The organism is Curvibacter delicatus NBRC 14919 (assembly GCF_001592265.1).
Taxonomy (GTDB): domain Bacteria; phylum Pseudomonadota; class Gammaproteobacteria; order Burkholderiales; family Burkholderiaceae_C; genus Hylemonella; species Hylemonella delicata.
The window spans coordinates 16294-31024 of sequence record NZ_BCWP01000019.1 but is presented as its reverse complement, the minus strand read 5'-3'; the positions used below and the strand labels follow the sequence as shown (position 1 = coordinate 31024).

18 protein-coding genes are annotated in these 14731 nt (G+C 60.4%); 2 read left to right on the top strand and 16 right to left on the bottom strand.

Annotated features, from left to right (window positions below):
- Nucleotides 1-49: 49 nt before the first annotated feature.
- The 4 genes from CDE01S_RS10555 to CDE01S_RS10540 are packed head-to-tail and all read right to left on the bottom strand — an operon-like array spanning nt 50 to nt 3581.
- Complete coding sequence (locus CDE01S_RS10555) at nt 50-538, bottom strand: chemotaxis protein CheW (RefSeq protein ID WP_066706848.1); 489 nt, start codon at nt 536-538, stop codon at nt 50-52.
- Nucleotides 539-559: 21 nt separating this feature from the next.
- Nucleotides 560-2674 (bottom strand): chemotaxis protein CheW, encoded by a 2115-nt coding sequence (locus CDE01S_RS10550; protein WP_066706841.1) that lies wholly within the window; start codon nt 2672-2674, stop codon nt 560-562.
- Between the two features lie 57 nt (nt 2675-2731).
- Nucleotides 2732-3094: a response regulator gene (locus CDE01S_RS10545; protein WP_066706838.1), complete on the bottom strand. Its 363-nt coding sequence runs from the start codon at nt 3092-3094 to the stop codon at nt 2732-2734.
- Between the two features lie 43 nt (nt 3095-3137).
- Entirely contained in the window at nt 3138-3581 is a 444-nt protein-coding gene (locus CDE01S_RS10540; protein ID WP_066706835.1) for a hypothetical protein, read from the bottom strand.
- 199 nt (nt 3582-3780) lie between these two features.
- On the opposite strand from CDE01S_RS10540, the gene CDE01S_RS10535 reads away from it, so the two are divergent.
- Nucleotides 3781-4890: a hybrid sensor histidine kinase/response regulator gene (locus tag CDE01S_RS10535; protein ID WP_066706833.1), complete on the top strand. Its 1110-nt coding sequence runs from the start codon at nt 3781-3783 to the stop codon at nt 4888-4890.
- A complete protein-coding gene (locus CDE01S_RS10530; RefSeq protein ID WP_066706831.1) occupies nt 4887-5516 on the top strand; it encodes a response regulator in 630 nt (209 codons plus the stop codon). The genes CDE01S_RS10535 and CDE01S_RS10530 overlap by 4 nt, the downstream gene beginning before the upstream one ends.
- Nucleotides 5517-5523: 7 nt before the next feature.
- On the opposite strand, the gene fliR is transcribed toward CDE01S_RS10530, so the two are convergent.
- The 12 genes from fliR to fliG all read right to left on the bottom strand — a co-directional run bounded on the left by fliR (nt 5524) and on the right by fliG (nt 14722).
- A complete protein-coding gene (gene fliR, locus CDE01S_RS10525) occupies nt 5524-6291 on the bottom strand; it encodes a flagellar biosynthetic protein FliR (protein ID WP_066706828.1) in 768 nt (255 codons plus the stop codon).
- Between the two features lie 13 nt (nt 6292-6304).
- On the bottom strand, nt 6305-6574 hold the full coding sequence (fliQ, locus tag CDE01S_RS10520) for a flagellar biosynthesis protein FliQ (protein ID WP_066706825.1): 270 nt from the start codon (nt 6572-6574) through the stop codon (nt 6305-6307).
- A gap of 10 nt (nt 6575-6584) precedes the next feature.
- Nucleotides 6585-7289, bottom strand: a complete 705-nt coding sequence (fliP, locus tag CDE01S_RS10515; protein WP_174525460.1) for a flagellar type III secretion system pore protein FliP — start codon at nt 7287-7289, stop codon at nt 6585-6587.
- Nucleotides 7290-7372: 83 nt separating this feature from the next.
- Entirely contained in the window at nt 7373-7681 is a 309-nt protein-coding gene (locus tag CDE01S_RS10510; RefSeq protein WP_066706822.1) for a FliO/MopB family protein, read from the bottom strand.
- A 9-nt stretch (nt 7682-7690) separates the two neighbouring features.
- The gene (fliN, locus tag CDE01S_RS10505) at nt 7691-8128 is read right to left on the bottom strand and encodes a flagellar motor switch protein FliN (protein WP_066706819.1); all 438 of its coding nucleotides are present in this window, start codon (nt 8126-8128) and stop codon (nt 7691-7693) included.
- Complete coding sequence (gene fliM / locus CDE01S_RS10500; protein WP_066706817.1) at nt 8118-9122, bottom strand: flagellar motor switch protein FliM; 1005 nt, start codon at nt 9120-9122, stop codon at nt 8118-8120. Before fliM ends, fliN begins: the two co-directional genes overlap by 11 nt.
- 21 nt (nt 9123-9143) lie before the next feature.
- Nucleotides 9144-9704 carry a flagellar basal body-associated FliL family protein gene (locus CDE01S_RS10495; protein WP_245636154.1) on the bottom strand — a complete coding sequence of 187 codons (561 nt, stop codon included), beginning with the start codon at nt 9702-9704 and terminating at the stop codon, nt 9144-9146.
- 167 nt (nt 9705-9871) lie between these two features.
- On the bottom strand, nt 9872-11128 hold the full coding sequence (locus CDE01S_RS19030) for a flagellar hook-length control protein FliK (protein ID WP_066706811.1): 1257 nt from the start codon (nt 11126-11128) through the stop codon (nt 9872-9874).
- On the bottom strand, nt 11125-11592 hold the full coding sequence (gene fliJ, locus CDE01S_RS10485; RefSeq protein ID WP_066706808.1) for a flagellar export protein FliJ: 468 nt from the start codon (nt 11590-11592) through the stop codon (nt 11125-11127). Before fliJ ends, CDE01S_RS19030 begins: the two co-directional genes overlap by 4 nt.
- A 25-nt stretch (nt 11593-11617) precedes the next feature.
- Nucleotides 11618-13039, bottom strand: coding sequence for a flagellar protein export ATPase FliI (gene fliI, locus CDE01S_RS10480; protein WP_066706801.1), 1422 nt, complete (start codon nt 13037-13039; stop codon nt 11618-11620).
- Nucleotides 13029-13718: a FliH/SctL family protein gene (locus CDE01S_RS10475; RefSeq protein WP_066706798.1), complete on the bottom strand. Its 690-nt coding sequence runs from the start codon at nt 13716-13718 to the stop codon at nt 13029-13031. Before CDE01S_RS10475 ends, fliI begins: the two co-directional genes overlap by 11 nt.
- A gap of 5 nt (nt 13719-13723) precedes the next feature.
- Complete coding sequence (fliG, locus tag CDE01S_RS10470; RefSeq protein ID WP_066706795.1) at nt 13724-14722, bottom strand: flagellar motor switch protein FliG; 999 nt, start codon at nt 14720-14722, stop codon at nt 13724-13726.
- Nucleotides 14723-14731 lie beyond the last annotated feature (9 nt).

The window sequence follows — 14731 nt, the reverse complement described above, 5'->3', positions numbered from 1 at the left end:
CATGCGTAGCGTGATCAGCATCAGAGAGAGGGACTCAGGAAATCAGTGGTCACTCTTCCGCGGCAATCAAGCCCATGTCGAGACCCGACATGAGCTTTTCGATGTCCAACAGAATCAGCATGCGCTCACCCACGGAGCCCAGGCCCATCACGGCCGAACTGTCGATGACGCTGTCAATCTCCGGGGCGGCCTTGATGCTGTCAGCCGGCAACTCCATCACATCACTGACCGAATCGACCACAATGCCGACGATGCGGTTGCGCAAGTGCAGGATGATGACGACCGTGAAATCGTTGTACTCGGCCTTCGCACAATTGAATTTCAGCCGCATGTCAACGATCGGCACGATCGTGCCACGCAGATTGACCACGCCTTTGATGAACTCCGGCGCATTGGCCAGGCGGGTGGGTTTCTCGTAGCCCCGAATTTCCTGAACTTTGAGAATGTCGATGCCGTACTCTTCCTGGTCCAAACGGAATGTCAGGTACTCACGTGCCCCAACCGACGTCACTTCATCTGTTTTTTCCATCACATCCATTCACGTTCTCCTTCGCAAAGCTCAGTGGCGCGAGCGGCGCACCAGAGCACTGGTATCAAGAATCAGCGCGACCTTGCCGTCGCCCAGAATCGTGGCACCCGACACATTCGGGACCTTGCGGTAATTGGTCTCCAGGTTTTTCACCACCACCTGCTGTTGGCCGAGCAGCTCATCCACCAGCAAGGCAACGCGGCTACCCTCGGCTTCCACCACGACCATGATGTCGCATGCCTTTTCGAAATCGAAACGCGGCACCTGGAATACCTTCTCCAGCTCAATCACCGGCATGTATTCCTCGCGCACCTTGACCAACTGCGAGCCTTGTCCCACGGTGCTCACAGCATCAGGCTTGACCTGGAACGACTCAACCACAGAGGACAGCGGCAAGATATAGACTTCGTCACCGACCCCCACGGACATGCCATCCATGATGGCCAACGTCAACGGCAGGCGCACCGAAACCCGCATGCCATAGCCTTCGGCCGATTCGATTTCAACCGTGCCGCCCAGCGCCGCGATATTTCGTTTGACCACATCCATGCCGACGCCACGGCCAGACACGTCGGTGACGACCTCCGCCGTCGAGAAGCCCGGTGCAAAAATGAGTTGCCAGACATCGGCATCGGACATCTGATCCGAGACCTCAATGCCGCGCTCACGGGCTTTGCGAAGAATCTTCTCGCGCGACAGGCCTCGGCCGTCATCGCGCACCTCGATCACGATAGACCCGCCTTGGTGAGCAGCGGACAGAGTGATGGTGCCGGTCTCTGACTTGCCCTTCGCAAGCCGATCCTCCGGCATCTCGATCCCGTGGTCGCAGCTGTTGCGGACCAAGTGCGTCAGGGGATCGGTGATCTTTTCAACCAGGCCTTTGTCCAGCTCGGTGGCCTCACCCTGCGTCACGAAGTCCACCTTCTTGCCCAGTTTGCTTGCAAGGTCACGCAACATGCGCGGGAAACGGCTGAACACGATCGACATCGGAATCATGCGAATGGACATCACCGATTCCTGCAGATCACGCGTATTGCGGTCCAGATCCGCCAAACCCGTCAGCAATTGCTGGTAGACGGTCGGGTCCAGCGTACGGCTGTTTTGCGCCAACATGGCCTGCGTGATCACCAGCTCGCCCACCAGATTGATCAGTTGGTCCACCTTGTTGATGGCCACACGAATGGTGGCAGCCTCGGGTTGAGCCAACTGGGCCGGTGCCTTGCCCGCGGGCTTGATGGCCCCTTTGGCTTCGGACGCTTCGGCTTTGGCAATGGCAGGGGCACCGGGAGCACCATCAAAGAAGCCAAATCCCGGCGCCGGTGCAAGAGGTGCGCCGGGAGGAGGATCGTCACTCCAGCTGACCGCCTCAGAGGCCGCGTTCGTCTCTTCGCCCAGATCGCGAATCAGCACATGTTCACGTGCGACATGGAAAGCGAACAAGTCGAGCAAATCATCATTGCTGGACGAAGTCCCCACTTTGAAAACCCGGAAGTTGGGTCGGTCGCTGGGCAGGTCGACGATCTCCCCCAAGCCGGCAATATCGCGAAACAGGTCTTTGACCGGGTCAACCTGGTCCAACCGTTCCAGCGGACCCATCTGGATCTCCAACTGGCGCTCCCCCTTGACGACGGCCGTCTCGGCCTTGGGTGCCGCTGCGACAGGCGCAGCAGGTGCCGGCGCTGGCGCCGGCGCCGCCACAGGCGCAGGGGCCGCCGCAGGTGTGGCCCCTGAAGCCAACTCGCTGATACGACGCACCAAATCTGCCGAGGAAGGCGGCTCACCGGTCTCACCCGCCTGATGGCGCGCCAGCAAGCTTCGCGAAATATCCGCCGATTCGAGCAGCACGTCCACCATCATGGCGTTCGGCTGCAGCTCATGCCGTCGCAGTTTGTCGAGCAGGGACTCCATCTGATGGGTCAACTCGGCCACATCACTGAAGCCGAAAGTCGCCGCCCCGCCCTTGACGGAGTGGGCACAACGGAAAATGCCGTTCAGCTCCTCGTCATCCGCCGTCTCCAGATCCATGTTGAGCAGCATCTGCTCCATCAGATCCAGGTTCTCCCCCGCTTCCTCGAAGAAGATTTGGTAGAACTGACTCAGATCGAAATCGCCCGATCCACCGCTTTCCTGATGCGCCTCAGCCATGACTAGAACTCCTGTGCTTCTTTTGCGAAGCGTATTATCAATTGTATCAAATATGCATCACTTGATGACTTTTTGGATGACATCAAGCAATCGGGCCGGATCAAACGGTTTAACCAGCCATCCGGTTGCACCTGCAGTGCGGCCTGCCTGCTTCATCAAATCACTGGACTCGGTGGTCAGCATCAGGATCGGCTTGGTTTTGTATTGGGGATGCTCACGCAATTTACGGGTCAAGCCCAAACCATCCAGCCGAGGCATGTTCTGATCCGTCAGGATCAAATCAAAAAGTTGGGCTTGGGCTTTCTCAAACGCGTCCTGGCCATCCACCGCCTCCACCACTTGGTAGCCAGCCCCCGTCAGGGTAAATGTCACCATCTTGCGCATGGAAGGCGAGTCGTCAACGGCAAGGATCAAAGGCATGTGAGGCTCCGACTGATTGAATTAGCTTGATAAATGATGATTTTCAGAACAGTTCGATGGAACCGGCGTCCATCTCATCCTGTGTCACCGGATTCGGCCGTTCTGGAACTTCTTCGACGAAGGGCACGGCCTCGCCGTCTTCCTGCCCCATGGATTCTGCGGCCAAACGATAGGCACAGCCTTGGAGAATTTTGGAAGTATGGTTGATGAGTTGGGATGCCATGTCTTGAAACTGCAATTCCGTCACAGCCGAGTGCAGCGCTGCACGAACAGCATCAAGCGCCTCAGAGTCAACCAGCGCAGGATCAGCCAATGTGGCGCTGGCGCTGGTGAAACGCTCCATCAGGTTTTCCATGGTGTGAGCCAGCAGGCCATCCAGCCGTGTCAAATCGTGCACCACGACCAGCAGCGCATCCTGGACTTCGGCGACCAGCATGACAGGCAACTGCACGGCGGGAACGGTTGGCGTCGTCATCGTGGGTTGCATTGTCATTCCATTCTGTTGCCCGGTTGTTGCTTGATTCACAGCTCCATTCATCCCAGCATAAAATTTTGCCAGATGTAGGTTATCAGGATTCCATCTAATTGCGGCGATTTCCCGACCTTTTTGGATGATTCAGCAAGCCGACAGAGCCCAGGCGCCTTATAAAGGCCTCTCGGGTCTTATTCATCATAGCGCCTAATTTATGCCTCCTGCCCCCCTTCGGCCGATCCGCATCCTGCATCTGGAAGACTCCGTCCTGGATCACGACCTGGTCGCCCGCACACTCGTCAAAGCGGGCTTGTCATGCGACATGCGCCGCGTGGAAAGACTTGACGAGTTCCTGAGTTCGCTTCAAACCGACCGATTCGATGTCATCCTGGCTGATTACCGGCTGCCGGGCTTTACCGCGCTGGATGCATGGCAAGCCCTCCGGGAACACCCCCAACGACCACCCTTTATTCTTTTATCGGGAGCGATCGGCGAATCTGCAGCTGTTGAAGCCATCAAACTTGGCATCAGTGACTACCTGCTCAAAGATGACATGGGAAAACTCCCCCACGTTATCCATCGAGCCTTGGAGGTGCAGGAGGCCCACCTTGCCAAGGAACGGGCCGATGCCGAACTGGCGGCCTCTGAACAGCGCCTGGCCCATTTCGCAGATCATCTGCAGATGACCATTGAACAGGAACGCGCGGCCATCGCACGCGAGATTCATGACGACATCGGCGGCTCACTGGCCGCCATCAAGTTCGACCTGTCCTGGCTTGGCCGGCATTACGGCACCCCGGACGCACTGGCGCACATCGAGTCGGCGCTGGGCATGCTGCAGCACGCCTTGGGCGCCAGCCAACGCATCATGCTCAATTTGCGCCCCGCGATTCTGGACCAGGGCCTGGAAGCGGCCGTCGACTGGCTGGCCCGGGAATTCGAATCACGCACAGGAATCCGGACCCTCTTTCGTGCCAACCTCAAGACAATCGACCTCAGCAAGCCCGTGCAGCTGGCGGCGTACAGGACGGCGCAGGAAGCACTGACAAACATATCCAAGCACGCTCAGTGCAGTGAAGTGCGGATTGAACTCTCGGACGCGGAAGATGTTCTGACTTTGGAAATCGCCGACAATGGGCGCGGCATTCAGCCCACCGAGCGCGAAAAGCCCAAGGCCTTCGGCCTCAAGGGACTGCAGGAACGGGCACGCAGCGTGGGAGGCTGGCTGGATGTGAGCAGCCGCAGCGGCGAAGGAACTGCCATCACCTTGACCATTCCACTCTCAAACCCACCGGCTGGCCATTCACAGGATGGGACTTCATGATCCGTGTCATTCTTTGCGATGATCATGCCGTCGTGCGACGCGGCATCCGCGAAATGCTGTCAGAAGCCGTCGATATCCAGGTGGTGGCTGAAGCGGGCAGCTACGCCGAGGTGCGCGAAGCTTTGCGCTCGGCCCCTTGCGACGTGCTTGTGCTCGATCTGAACCTGCCCGGCCGCGGCGGGCTGGAGGTTCTGGCCTCGCTGCGCGAAGCCTCATCCCCCATCAAGGTGCTGGTGGTCTCCATGTTCCCGGAAGACCAGTACGCCATCCGCTGCCTGCGTGCCGGCGCGCAGGGCTATCTGAACAAGGCGGGCGATCCCGGCGAACTGGTCACCGCCGTTCGCACCGTCGCCCAGGGCCGCAAATATGTGACGCCAGACGTGGCACAAATGCTGGTGGAAAATCTCTCGGCCCCCTCGGATGAGGCATTGCACGCCTCCTTGTCGGAACGAGAACTCCAGACCTTGCTGAAAATTGCCTCCGGCAAACGCCTGTCAGACATCGCAGAAGAACTCATGCTGAGCCCCAAAACCGTCAGCGTCTACCGCGCACGCGTCCTGGAAAAGCTCAAACTCTCGAACAATGCCGAACTGACCGTCTACGCCATCCGCAACGGGCTGGTCTAGCCGCCCGCTAGCGACCGGTAAAGATATCGATCGCACGCTCCATCAGCGCGGTGAAGGGGCGATCCAGCATGGGCAAGGTCACGGCCATGCCGATCAACCCGACGCCCAGGGTGATGGGAAAACCGACCGCGAAGATGTTCATCTGCGGTGCCACACGCGAAACAATTCCCAGCGCCAGATTGGCGAACATCAGCATGCCCAGCATCGGCAAGGCGATCCAGAAGCCGCTGGCGAACAGCTCGCCGCCCAAGCCATAAAGTTTCATCAGACTCAATGCCTCGAGAAAGTTCTGGTTCACCGGGAATACCTCAAAACTGCGCACGACAGCCATCAGCACCATCAGATGGCCATTGAGCACCACGAACAGCAAGGAGGCCATGTAGCCGAAAAACCTGGCGGTCGCGCTGGCCTGGGTATTGAGTGAGGGGTCGAAAAAGGATGCGAAGTTCAAGCCCATCTGGAAACCCACCACGTCGCCCGCCAGCTCAAAAGCGGCAAATACCAGTCGCACGACAAAGCCGATCGCCAAGCCGATGCCGACTTGCTGCACCACCGCCCCCCAAGCCTCGGCCCCATTGAGGCTGATGACCGGCTGCGCTGGCAGACTGGCCTGCGCAGCCAGGGCGATCAAGAAAGCAAGGGCAATTCGTGCCCGCACAGGAAAAGCCCGGGAGGAAATAACGGGGGCAGCCGTGAAAACCGCCAGAATCCGCAGGAACGGCCACAGGATGGGCGAGAGCCACGCCATCAACTGAGCCTCCGTCAGCGAGATCATCGCCGCGTCCCGCTCAGGCCACGATACCGGGGATGGATTCGATCATGCGACGGATGTATTCCACCAGCATGTTCAGCATCCATGGGCCAGCCCAGGCGAACACTGCCATGGCGGCTATCAACTTGGGCACAAACGCGAGGGTGGCTTCATGGATCTGGGTGATCGCCTGGAAAAGACTGACCAGCAAGCCAACCACCAGCACAACCCCCAGCACGGGAGCCGATACCATCAGGAGCATCAGCAGGGCCTCCTGTCCGATGGTCAGAACCATTTGCGCATTCATGCCCGGCTCCTCAGGTGACGAAGCTGGCCGCCAACGAGCCAATCAGCAGGTTCCAGCCATCGGCCAGAACGAACAACATCAACTTGAACGGCAAGGCCACCAGCACGGGTGACAGCATCATCATCCCCAACGACATCAACACACTGGCCACAACGATATCAATCACCAGGAAGGGGATGAAAATCATGAAGCCGATCTGGAATGCCGACTTGAGTTCGCTGGTCACAAACGCCGGCACCAGCACACGCAACGGTGCGGTCTGAGCCTTGGCATCCGGCCCCAGTTTCGCCAGCTTGGCAAACAGTGCAAAGTCGGACTGGCGCGTCTGCTTGACCATGAATTGACGAATCGGTGCCTCGCCTTTTTCCAGCGCCTCATCGAACGTGATCGCATTCTGGGTGTAGGGCACATAAGCGTCCTGGTAAACGCGGTCCAGGGTCGGCCCCATCACGAAAAACGTCAGAAACAAGGACAGGCCCACAATGACCTGATTGGGCGGCGCAGACTGTGTGCCCAGCGCCTGACGCAACAAGGACAACACGATCACGATGCGGGTAAAACCCGTCATCATCAGCAGAATCGCAGGCAGGAAGGACAGCGCCGTGAAAAAGAGCAGCGTCTGAATCGGCACGGAATAACTCGTACCGGATTCACCGCTTCCAACCAGCAATGGCAACTGCCCATTGCCTTGCGCCCAAACCAAGGAAGGCAGCATGAACGCCACGACCACCATGACCATACGACGGATGGAGGGCATCCGCAGGTATTCGTGATGTTGACGCACCGTCAGCCCTTGCATCATTGTGCCGGCACAGCGTTCGCCACGACCGGGCTCACTTGACCCGCCGCAGGGGCCGGCGCCGCGACATGAAGGCAGGTGATGTTCTGTGCCGTCACCCCCAGAACCAACCAGGTGCGAGCCTCCTCGGGGCCGACCTCGACGGTCACAACCCGCTGGTGCGGCCCCACGGCAATGGCCGAGACGATCTTCGCAGCGCCAGCGATCGAAGCTCCCCCCGGCGCACGGCGCTGTACCCACCGGATTCCCAGCGGCAGCAAGGCCAGAAGCACCAGAAAAACGGCAACAGAAACAATGGTCTGCGTCATGCGCGCAGTTTACCCCTTGCTGAGGCGCTTCAAACGCTCCGACGGCGTCACAACGTCGGTCAGCCGGATACCGAACTTGTCGTTGACCACCACCACTTCGCCCTGGGCGATCAGATAGCCATTGACCAGCACGTCCATCGGCTCACCTGCCAGCGCATCCAGCTCCACGACCGAGCCTTGGCCCAACTGGAGAATGTGCTTGATCGGCACCTTGGTCCGCCCCAGTTCGACTGACAGCTGGACAGGAATATCCAACACCATGTTGATGTCACTGGTGGATCCATCGGCGGCCGTGCCCCCGGCGGAAAAGGGACGGGGTGCCTCCCCTCCGGACAGCACACCACCCGGTTCGACATCGCCTGGCTGACTATCAGCCGTCTTTTGTTCCTGCAGCGCTTCGGCCCAGTCGGCCATGCCGTCATCTTCCGGCTTGTCATCAACCGCCATGTCGTTCCCCTAACCAGTTCATATCATTGCCCCTCAGGCTCTTGTCAATCCGGATGGCATATTTCGAATTGTGCGTTCCATATTGACACTCGAAGACCGGCACCCCATCGACGCTGGCCTGAATTTTTGGCTGCCGCTCCAACTCGATGAAGTCACCGGGTTTCATCGCCAGCAGTTGCTCAATGGTCGCGTCGGTACGAGCCAACTCCGCCACCAGGGTCACCTCGGCAGCCTGGATTTCCCGCGTCAGAACATTGACCCAGCGGCGATCGACCTCAATCGAGTCGCCCTGTGTCGACGAGTACAGCACATCACGGATCGGCTCCATCGTCGCATAAGGCATGCAGAAATGAATGGAACCTGTGATCTCACCAATTTCCAGCTGGAACGAGGTCGAGATCACAATCTCACTGGGTGTGGCGATATTGGCAAACTGGGGCTGCATCTCACTGCGCTGGTAATCCAGCTCCAGAGGATAGATCCCCTTCCAGGCCTTCTTGTATTCCTGGGTGATCACATCCACCATCCGGTTGATCACCCGCTGCTCGGTTGCCGAGAAATCCCGCCCTTCGATCCGTGTCTGGAACTTGCCGATGCCGCCATACAGCGTATCGATCACACCGAACACCAGGGCCGGCTCGCAAACAATCAGGCCACTGCCACGCAGCGGCCTGATGGCCACAATATTGAAATTGGTCGGCACCGCCAGTTCGCGCAAGAAAGCACTGTAGCGCTGGACCTGAACCGGCCCGACGGAAATCTCCGGGCTGCGGCGGATGAAGTTGAACAAACCGATCCGCAGATTGCGCGCAAACCGTTCATTGACGATTTCCATCGTCGGCATGCGTCCGCGAACAATCCGCTCCTGGCTGGAGATGTTGTAGGACCGAATTGAACCAGCCTCAGGCGTCTCTTCAACTGTCTTCTGACTCTCGCCTGTGACCCCCTCCAAGAGGGCATCAACTTCTTCCTGGGACAGAAAGGATTCACTCATGACACGTGTCCAGTTTCGTCGTCACTGCACAATGAAGCTTGAGAACAATACGCCACGCACCGGATTTCCGCCTTCTTCCGGCTTGCCCTTCTTGGCCTTGCCCCCGTTCTTCTTGCCCTTGCCACCCGCAGGACTCTCGTCCTCGAAATGGCGAGACGCTTCGGCCAGGATATCGGCCGCCAGCTTCTCCTTACCCTCTCGCTGCAACAGCTCTTCGGCTGTACGCTGAGAAACCAGCATCAGGACACTGCTGCGAATCGCAGGCAGGTACGGTTTGACACGCTCGGGTGCCTTGATGTCGGAAAGCTCCAGTGTCACGCCCACCTGGGCTACCTTTTCGCCACCCGGATCGGCCAGATTGACCACCATGTGGTCCATCGGCAAATAGGTCGGCGGGCCTTTGGGGGCCACATGTGCGACCTCTTCTTCCTCATCTTCGAGATCCGCATTCTTCTTGCTCAGATAGAACCAGCCGCCTCCGCCGCCCAGGACCAGAAGCAGAACGGCCGCCAAGATGATCAGCAGCATTTTCTTGCTTTTGGGTGGTTTGACAGCTTCATCAGCTTCGGGTTTCGCAGACACAGTGAGTTCCTTCAAAGGCAAGACCTGGGGGAGGCATCGGTAGCCCCCTGCAGAGGGACTGAACCGCCACTTTAACGCTCAGATTATGGGCCAGCATCATGTGGACGATACCCTGATTAACGGCAAAAAACCATCACATTCGAAGCGGCTGGCAGCATTGCCCCAGCCTAGACGAACAGGTCGACAGCCCGTCCCGACAAGCGGGCCGGACGTGCGGCTGCCTCCATCGGTTGCGTTGACGACACGGCGACGGTTGCCTGCCGGTCACCTTGGCGGGGCCTTCTTTCCTGGGAAGTCGCGCCATCGGCACCCGAAGACCCGACGGAGACACCTGACAGCACCAGCCCCTCGTTGCCCAGCAGGTCCTTCAGGTGCGACACCGCCCCTTCAAGCACCTGACGCGCCTCGAGGTGGTCGGTCCGGAACTCAACCCGCGCCTCGTTGCCTTGCAATGAAATGCTCACCTCAACCGGGCTGTCTCCCATGCCATCGAACTTGAGTTCGGCGTTCTGGATATCTTGCCCGATCCAGTAGTTCACCTGCTCGGCCACCATCACCTCAGGGGACATGACGGCAGTCGGTTCAGCCATGGTGAAAGACTGCTCAGGGGCAGACGTCGCCGACAAGGCCTGATGGCCCCAGGAACCGTCGCCCTTGCCACTCTGCCCGCTTTCGGCCCTTTCGCCCATGCGTTCGGCGCGCCGAACCCCCACCTCGCTGGTACCCACAGCCGCCACCGGCTGGGCCGCCGCCGAACTGGACTCCACCCGGGGTTCTCCCTGGGCCAACTTCTGCAAGCGTGCCTCGGCAGCAAGCTGGCCGCTGGCGCTGACGCTGGTATTGGCGGCTGCGCCAGACTGTACCGGCGTCACATCCTTGACGGCTGCGCGCGATGCGCTGCGGTTCACCGCCGAAGCTTTGGCGGCGACATCCTTGATCGCCTCACCCAATTCCGGCCGCATGAGATCCTGGCTTTTCGGAGCCGGCGCGGGTACCCCGCCCTGCGTCTCTGGCCGCGTCTGCTGCGACAAGGCATCACCCGAAACAGCCGCCGTCATGCCCGCTTCGCCCTCGGGTGCTCGCACCGTCGGACGCGCATCTACCGGCGGCTGATTCTTCTGGAATTGCAGTGATTGCGCCAACAGGAGGTTAGGGTCGACAGCCGCGCCCTCCTTGGCAAGCAGATCCTGCCCCGCCACCACATCCGGCGCAGCGCCTTCCGTGGCAGACACCAGATCATCCGCGGCCACATCCTCATCACCGGCACCCAATTGCATGAGCAGCGCGGAAAAGTCACCAGCGCCCGGCGCACCGGCATCGCCAGCGACACTCGGCTTGCCTTTGGCGCCGTGCGCCCCATGCGCTCCACGCGCCCCTTGGGCGGCAGTCTTGGGCGCGGCAGGTGTACAACTTTCAACACTCATGACATTTCTCCACTATGTAACTGCGCCATGGCTCTTGCATGTTGCATGGCCGCAAATTCGTCCGTCTGTCTCTGCTCCCGGCGCGCCATCAACATGGCCCGCTCCATCTGTTTCTTTGCCAGCAGCTTTTGCAGCACCGCCAACCGCATCTCGGCTTCCTGGACGCGCTTCCTCTCGACCTCCACCTGCTGTTGCAGATTGGCAAGCACACCGTCTTGCAGGCCGATGGCATGGTGCAGACGGTCCATGAACTGGTAGTGGTGCTGCAGAATGCCCGTACTCATGGACACCTGCGCCGAACTCACCCACCGGGCCTCGGAATCGGTCGCATAGTTGGCCAACTGCTCCAGCTGGTTCTGCCCCTGCAGATAGGCGCGCTGGGCCTGCATCAGATGGCGCCCCGCTTCGTCACGTTTTTCGGTCGCCAGCTCAATCGCCAGCACCAGGCTTCTCAAGGCCGACATGCGTCACCTCCGCACTTCACCGCGCTCATGGGAAAACCTCCTCCAGCTCGATCGTGGCGGCCATCTGTTGCACGCTGTCTTCGAACGGGGCAGCCACATGCATCTCCTGCTGGAGGTACTCGGCCATGGGCTGGTGCAGCCGGATGGCCTCGTCCAGCGCCGGATCAGACCCCTGCACATAAGCGCCAATCTGCACCAGATCACGCCCCTTCTCATAACGGGAGCTGATGGCGCGGAAACGCCGCGCCACGTCAAAATGCTCGCGGGACACCACGTTGTGCATCACGCGGGAAGCTGACTGGCCAATGTCGATGGCCGGATAGTGACCTGCTTCGGCCAGCGCGCGCGACAACACGATGTGGCCGTCGAGGATGGCCCGGGCCGCATCGGCGATCGGATCCTGCTGGTCGTCGCCCTCGGTCAGCACGGTGTAGAACGCCGTGATGGAGCCCACCCCATTGAGTCCATTGCCACTTCGCTCCACCAGCTGCGGCAGCTTGGCAAAACACGATGGCGGATACCCTTTGGTCGCTGGCGGCTCGCCAATGGCCAGCGCGATCTCCCGTTGCGCCATGGCATAACGGGTCAGCGAATCCATCAGCAGCAGCACATGCTTGCCCCGGTCCCGAAAATCTTCCGCCACGGCGGTGGCGTAGTTGGCGCCCTGCAAGCGCAGCAAGGGCGGCGCATCTGCCGGCGCCGCCACCACCACCGAACGTTCGCGCCCGTCAGCACCCAGAATGTCCTCAATGAATTCCTTGACCTCGCGTCCGCGTTCGCCGATCAGGCCGACCACGATGACGTCCGCCTGGGTGTAGCGCGCCATCATGCCCATCAAGACGCTCTTGCCGACGCCGGAACCGGCAAACAGGCCGATCCGTTGACCTCGGCCCACCGTCAGCAGTCCGTTGATGGCGCGAACGCCCGTATCCAGAGGCTCACGAACCGGCGCACGGTCCATGGCATTGAGCGGCATGCGGTCCAGTGGACGGGCCGCAACGTTGAGCAACGGCCCCATGCGGTCCAGCGGCTCGCCATGCGCATCCACGACGCGCCCCAACAAACCCTCACCCAGCGGCAGGCGCAAGAGCCCTGGAACGGAGCGGACTTCCTTTGGAACCACCTCTTCACCCAGCCGCGGCACCGGCATATAAGGGGCCAGCGGCACCACACTGGCCCCGCTGGAGAGGCCCTGCACATCGCCGGCCGGCATGAGAAAGGCCTTCTCATTGGCAAACCCCACCACCTCGGCCAAGACCGGCTCTTGCATCCCGGTGTTCACCAGGCACTGGGAACCGACCGGCACACGAATACCCGAGGCCTCCAGCACCAGACCGGTCAGGCGCGTCAGGGTGCCGCCGGTTTCCAGCGTACTGCCACCGGACTGGACACGCTGCCGTGCCCCATCCAGAAACTGCTGCCACTTGGCGGAGGGATCATTGCTCATCTGCGGCAGCCTCCCATGGCAGGTTCAGGCCCAGCTGGCCCACGGCACGGCTCCAGCGCTTTTCCAGCGTGCCATCGATTTGCGTGCCGGTGGACTGGATCTGGCAACCGCCGCGCGTGATGGTGGCATCGGCCAGCAAGGTCAACGGCAGGCTGGGATATTCAGCACGCAGCACGTCCTCCAGCATGTCCATGTCCAGCGGGTGAAGCTTCAGCACGGTGCTCTTGCTGTCGGCAATCAGCGGCGTCAGTGCCTCGCGGATCACGGGCAACAGGGCATTCGGGTTGGTGGAGATTTCATGGCGCAGCACCTGGCGAGCCAGCTCGCAGGCCAGCTCCAGCATGCCGCGCGCGGCCACCTGTTCAGCCGCATCCAGCTGGGCATGCGCGGAAGCCACCAAGGCGGCCAGCTGCCGGGCCGTGTCCTGCCCCTGGTTGTTCAGGAACGCATTGACCTGCTCCTGCGCTTCCAGCATCGCCTGGCCATGGCCCTGGGCCAGCCCCTCGGCAAACCCCTTGGCATAACCTTCCTGCCGGAACGCTTCCGCCTGCTCATCCTGCAACCGGGTCCGCGCCTGCTCTTCAAGCAACAAGGCAGCCGCATCCACCGCGCCGAAGCGCCATTGGGCCACAGCATCAATTTCTTCGCCTGGAATGAAACGTGAGTAGTTGCTGGACATACGGTTTACACCATGGCGTCATCGGCGCCACCGGCGATGACAATCTGACCCTCGTCGGCCAGGCGACGCACGATCTTGAGAACTTCCTTCTGCTGTGCCTCGACCTCGGACAAGCGCATCGGACCACGCGACTCCAGGTCTTCACGCAACGTTTCTGCCGCCCGCGACGACATGTTGGAGAGGAATTTTTCCTTGAGTTCAGGCTGGGCACCCTTGAGCGCGACGATGAGGGCATCGGACGACACTTCCTTGAGCACCATCTGGATCGCCTTGTCGTCGAGCTTGATGACGTCGTCGAACACAAACATCTTGTCCATGATCTTCTGGGCCAGCTCGGGATCGTGGCTGCGGATGGACTCGATCACGGTGCCCTCGATGACCGTCCCCATCAGGTTGATCATCTCCGCCGCCGTCTTGACGCCACCCAGCGAAGCCTTGCGGATCTTGTCGCCACCGGCCAGCACCTTGAACAACACCTCGTTCAGGTCCTTCAGCGCCGTCGGCTGGATACCTTCCATGGTGGCGATGCGCAGCATGACCTCATTGCGCTGCCGCTCGGTCAGGTGCTTGAGCACATCGGCCGCCTGGTCAAAGTCCAGGTGCACCATGATGGCGGCCACAATCTGCGGGTGCTCGTTGCGCAGCAGCTCGGCCACCGACAGCGGGTCCATCCACTTCAGGCTTTCAATGCCCGAGACGTCCCCGCCTTGAAGAATGCGGTCCAGCAACAATGCGGCCTTGTCATCACCCAACGCACGACGCAGCACGGAACGGACATAGTCACCCGAATCGGACACCAGCAGGCTGTGCGCAGCGGCCACACTGGTGAACCGCTCGACCACCTCATCGACTTTTTCGCGCGTGATGCTGCGTGTCTTGGCAATGGCCTCGCCCAGCTTCTGCACCTCTTTGGGCGACAGATGCTTGAACACCTCTGCAGCTTCCTCCTCGCCGAGGGACATCAGCAGGATGGCAGCGTTTTGCAGTCCTTCGTCTTGTGACATGGCTTTACT

Excerpts from the sequence above, each read along its gene's own strand:
- CDE01S_RS10530 (WP_066706831.1), top strand. The coding sequence starts at position 4,887 with ATGATCCGTGTCATTCTTTGCGATGATCATGCCGTCGTGCGACGCGGC.
- CDE01S_RS19030 (WP_066706811.1), bottom strand. The coding sequence starts at position 11,128 with ATGAGTGTTGAAAGTTGTACACCTGCCGCGCCCAAGACTGCCGCCCAA.
- CDE01S_RS10550 (WP_066706841.1), bottom strand. The coding sequence starts at position 2,674 with ATGGCTGAGGCGCATCAGGAAAGCGGTGGATCGGGCGATTTCGATCTG.
- fliR (WP_066706828.1), bottom strand. The coding sequence starts at position 6,291 with ATGATCTCGCTGACGGAGGCTCAGTTGATGGCGTGGCTCTCGCCCATC.
- fliN (WP_066706819.1), bottom strand. The coding sequence starts at position 8,128 with ATGGCGGTTGATGACAAGCCGGAAGATGACGGCATGGCCGACTGGGCC.
- CDE01S_RS10540 (WP_066706835.1), bottom strand. The coding sequence starts at position 3,581 with ATGCAACCCACGATGACGACGCCAACCGTTCCCGCCGTGCAGTTGCCT.
- fliQ (WP_066706825.1), bottom strand. The coding sequence starts at position 6,574 with ATGAATGCGCAAATGGTTCTGACCATCGGACAGGAGGCCCTGCTGATG.
- CDE01S_RS10535 (WP_066706833.1), top strand. The coding sequence starts at position 3,781 with ATGCCTCCTGCCCCCCTTCGGCCGATCCGCATCCTGCATCTGGAAGAC.
- fliG (WP_066706795.1), bottom strand. The coding sequence starts at position 14,722 with ATGTCACAAGACGAAGGACTGCAAAACGCTGCCATCCTGCTGATGTCC.
- CDE01S_RS10555 (WP_066706848.1), bottom strand. The coding sequence starts at position 538 with ATGGATGTGATGGAAAAAACAGATGAAGTGACGTCGGTTGGGGCACGT.
- fliM (WP_066706817.1), bottom strand. The coding sequence starts at position 9,122 with ATGAGTGAATCCTTTCTGTCCCAGGAAGAAGTTGATGCCCTCTTGGAG.
- fliI (WP_066706801.1), bottom strand. The coding sequence starts at position 13,039 with ATGAGCAATGATCCCTCCGCCAAGTGGCAGCAGTTTCTGGATGGGGCA.
- fliJ (WP_066706808.1), bottom strand. The coding sequence starts at position 11,592 with ATGTCGGCCTTGAGAAGCCTGGTGCTGGCGATTGAGCTGGCGACCGAA.
- CDE01S_RS10475 (WP_066706798.1), bottom strand. The coding sequence starts at position 13,718 with ATGTCCAGCAACTACTCACGTTTCATTCCAGGCGAAGAAATTGATGCT.
- fliP (WP_174525460.1), bottom strand. The coding sequence starts at position 7,289 with ATGCTGCCTTCCTTGGTTTGGGCGCAAGGCAATGGGCAGTTGCCATTG.
- CDE01S_RS10545 (WP_066706838.1), bottom strand. The coding sequence starts at position 3,094 with ATGCCTTTGATCCTTGCCGTTGACGACTCGCCTTCCATGCGCAAGATG.
- CDE01S_RS10510 (WP_066706822.1), bottom strand. The coding sequence starts at position 7,681 with ATGACGCAGACCATTGTTTCTGTTGCCGTTTTTCTGGTGCTTCTGGCC.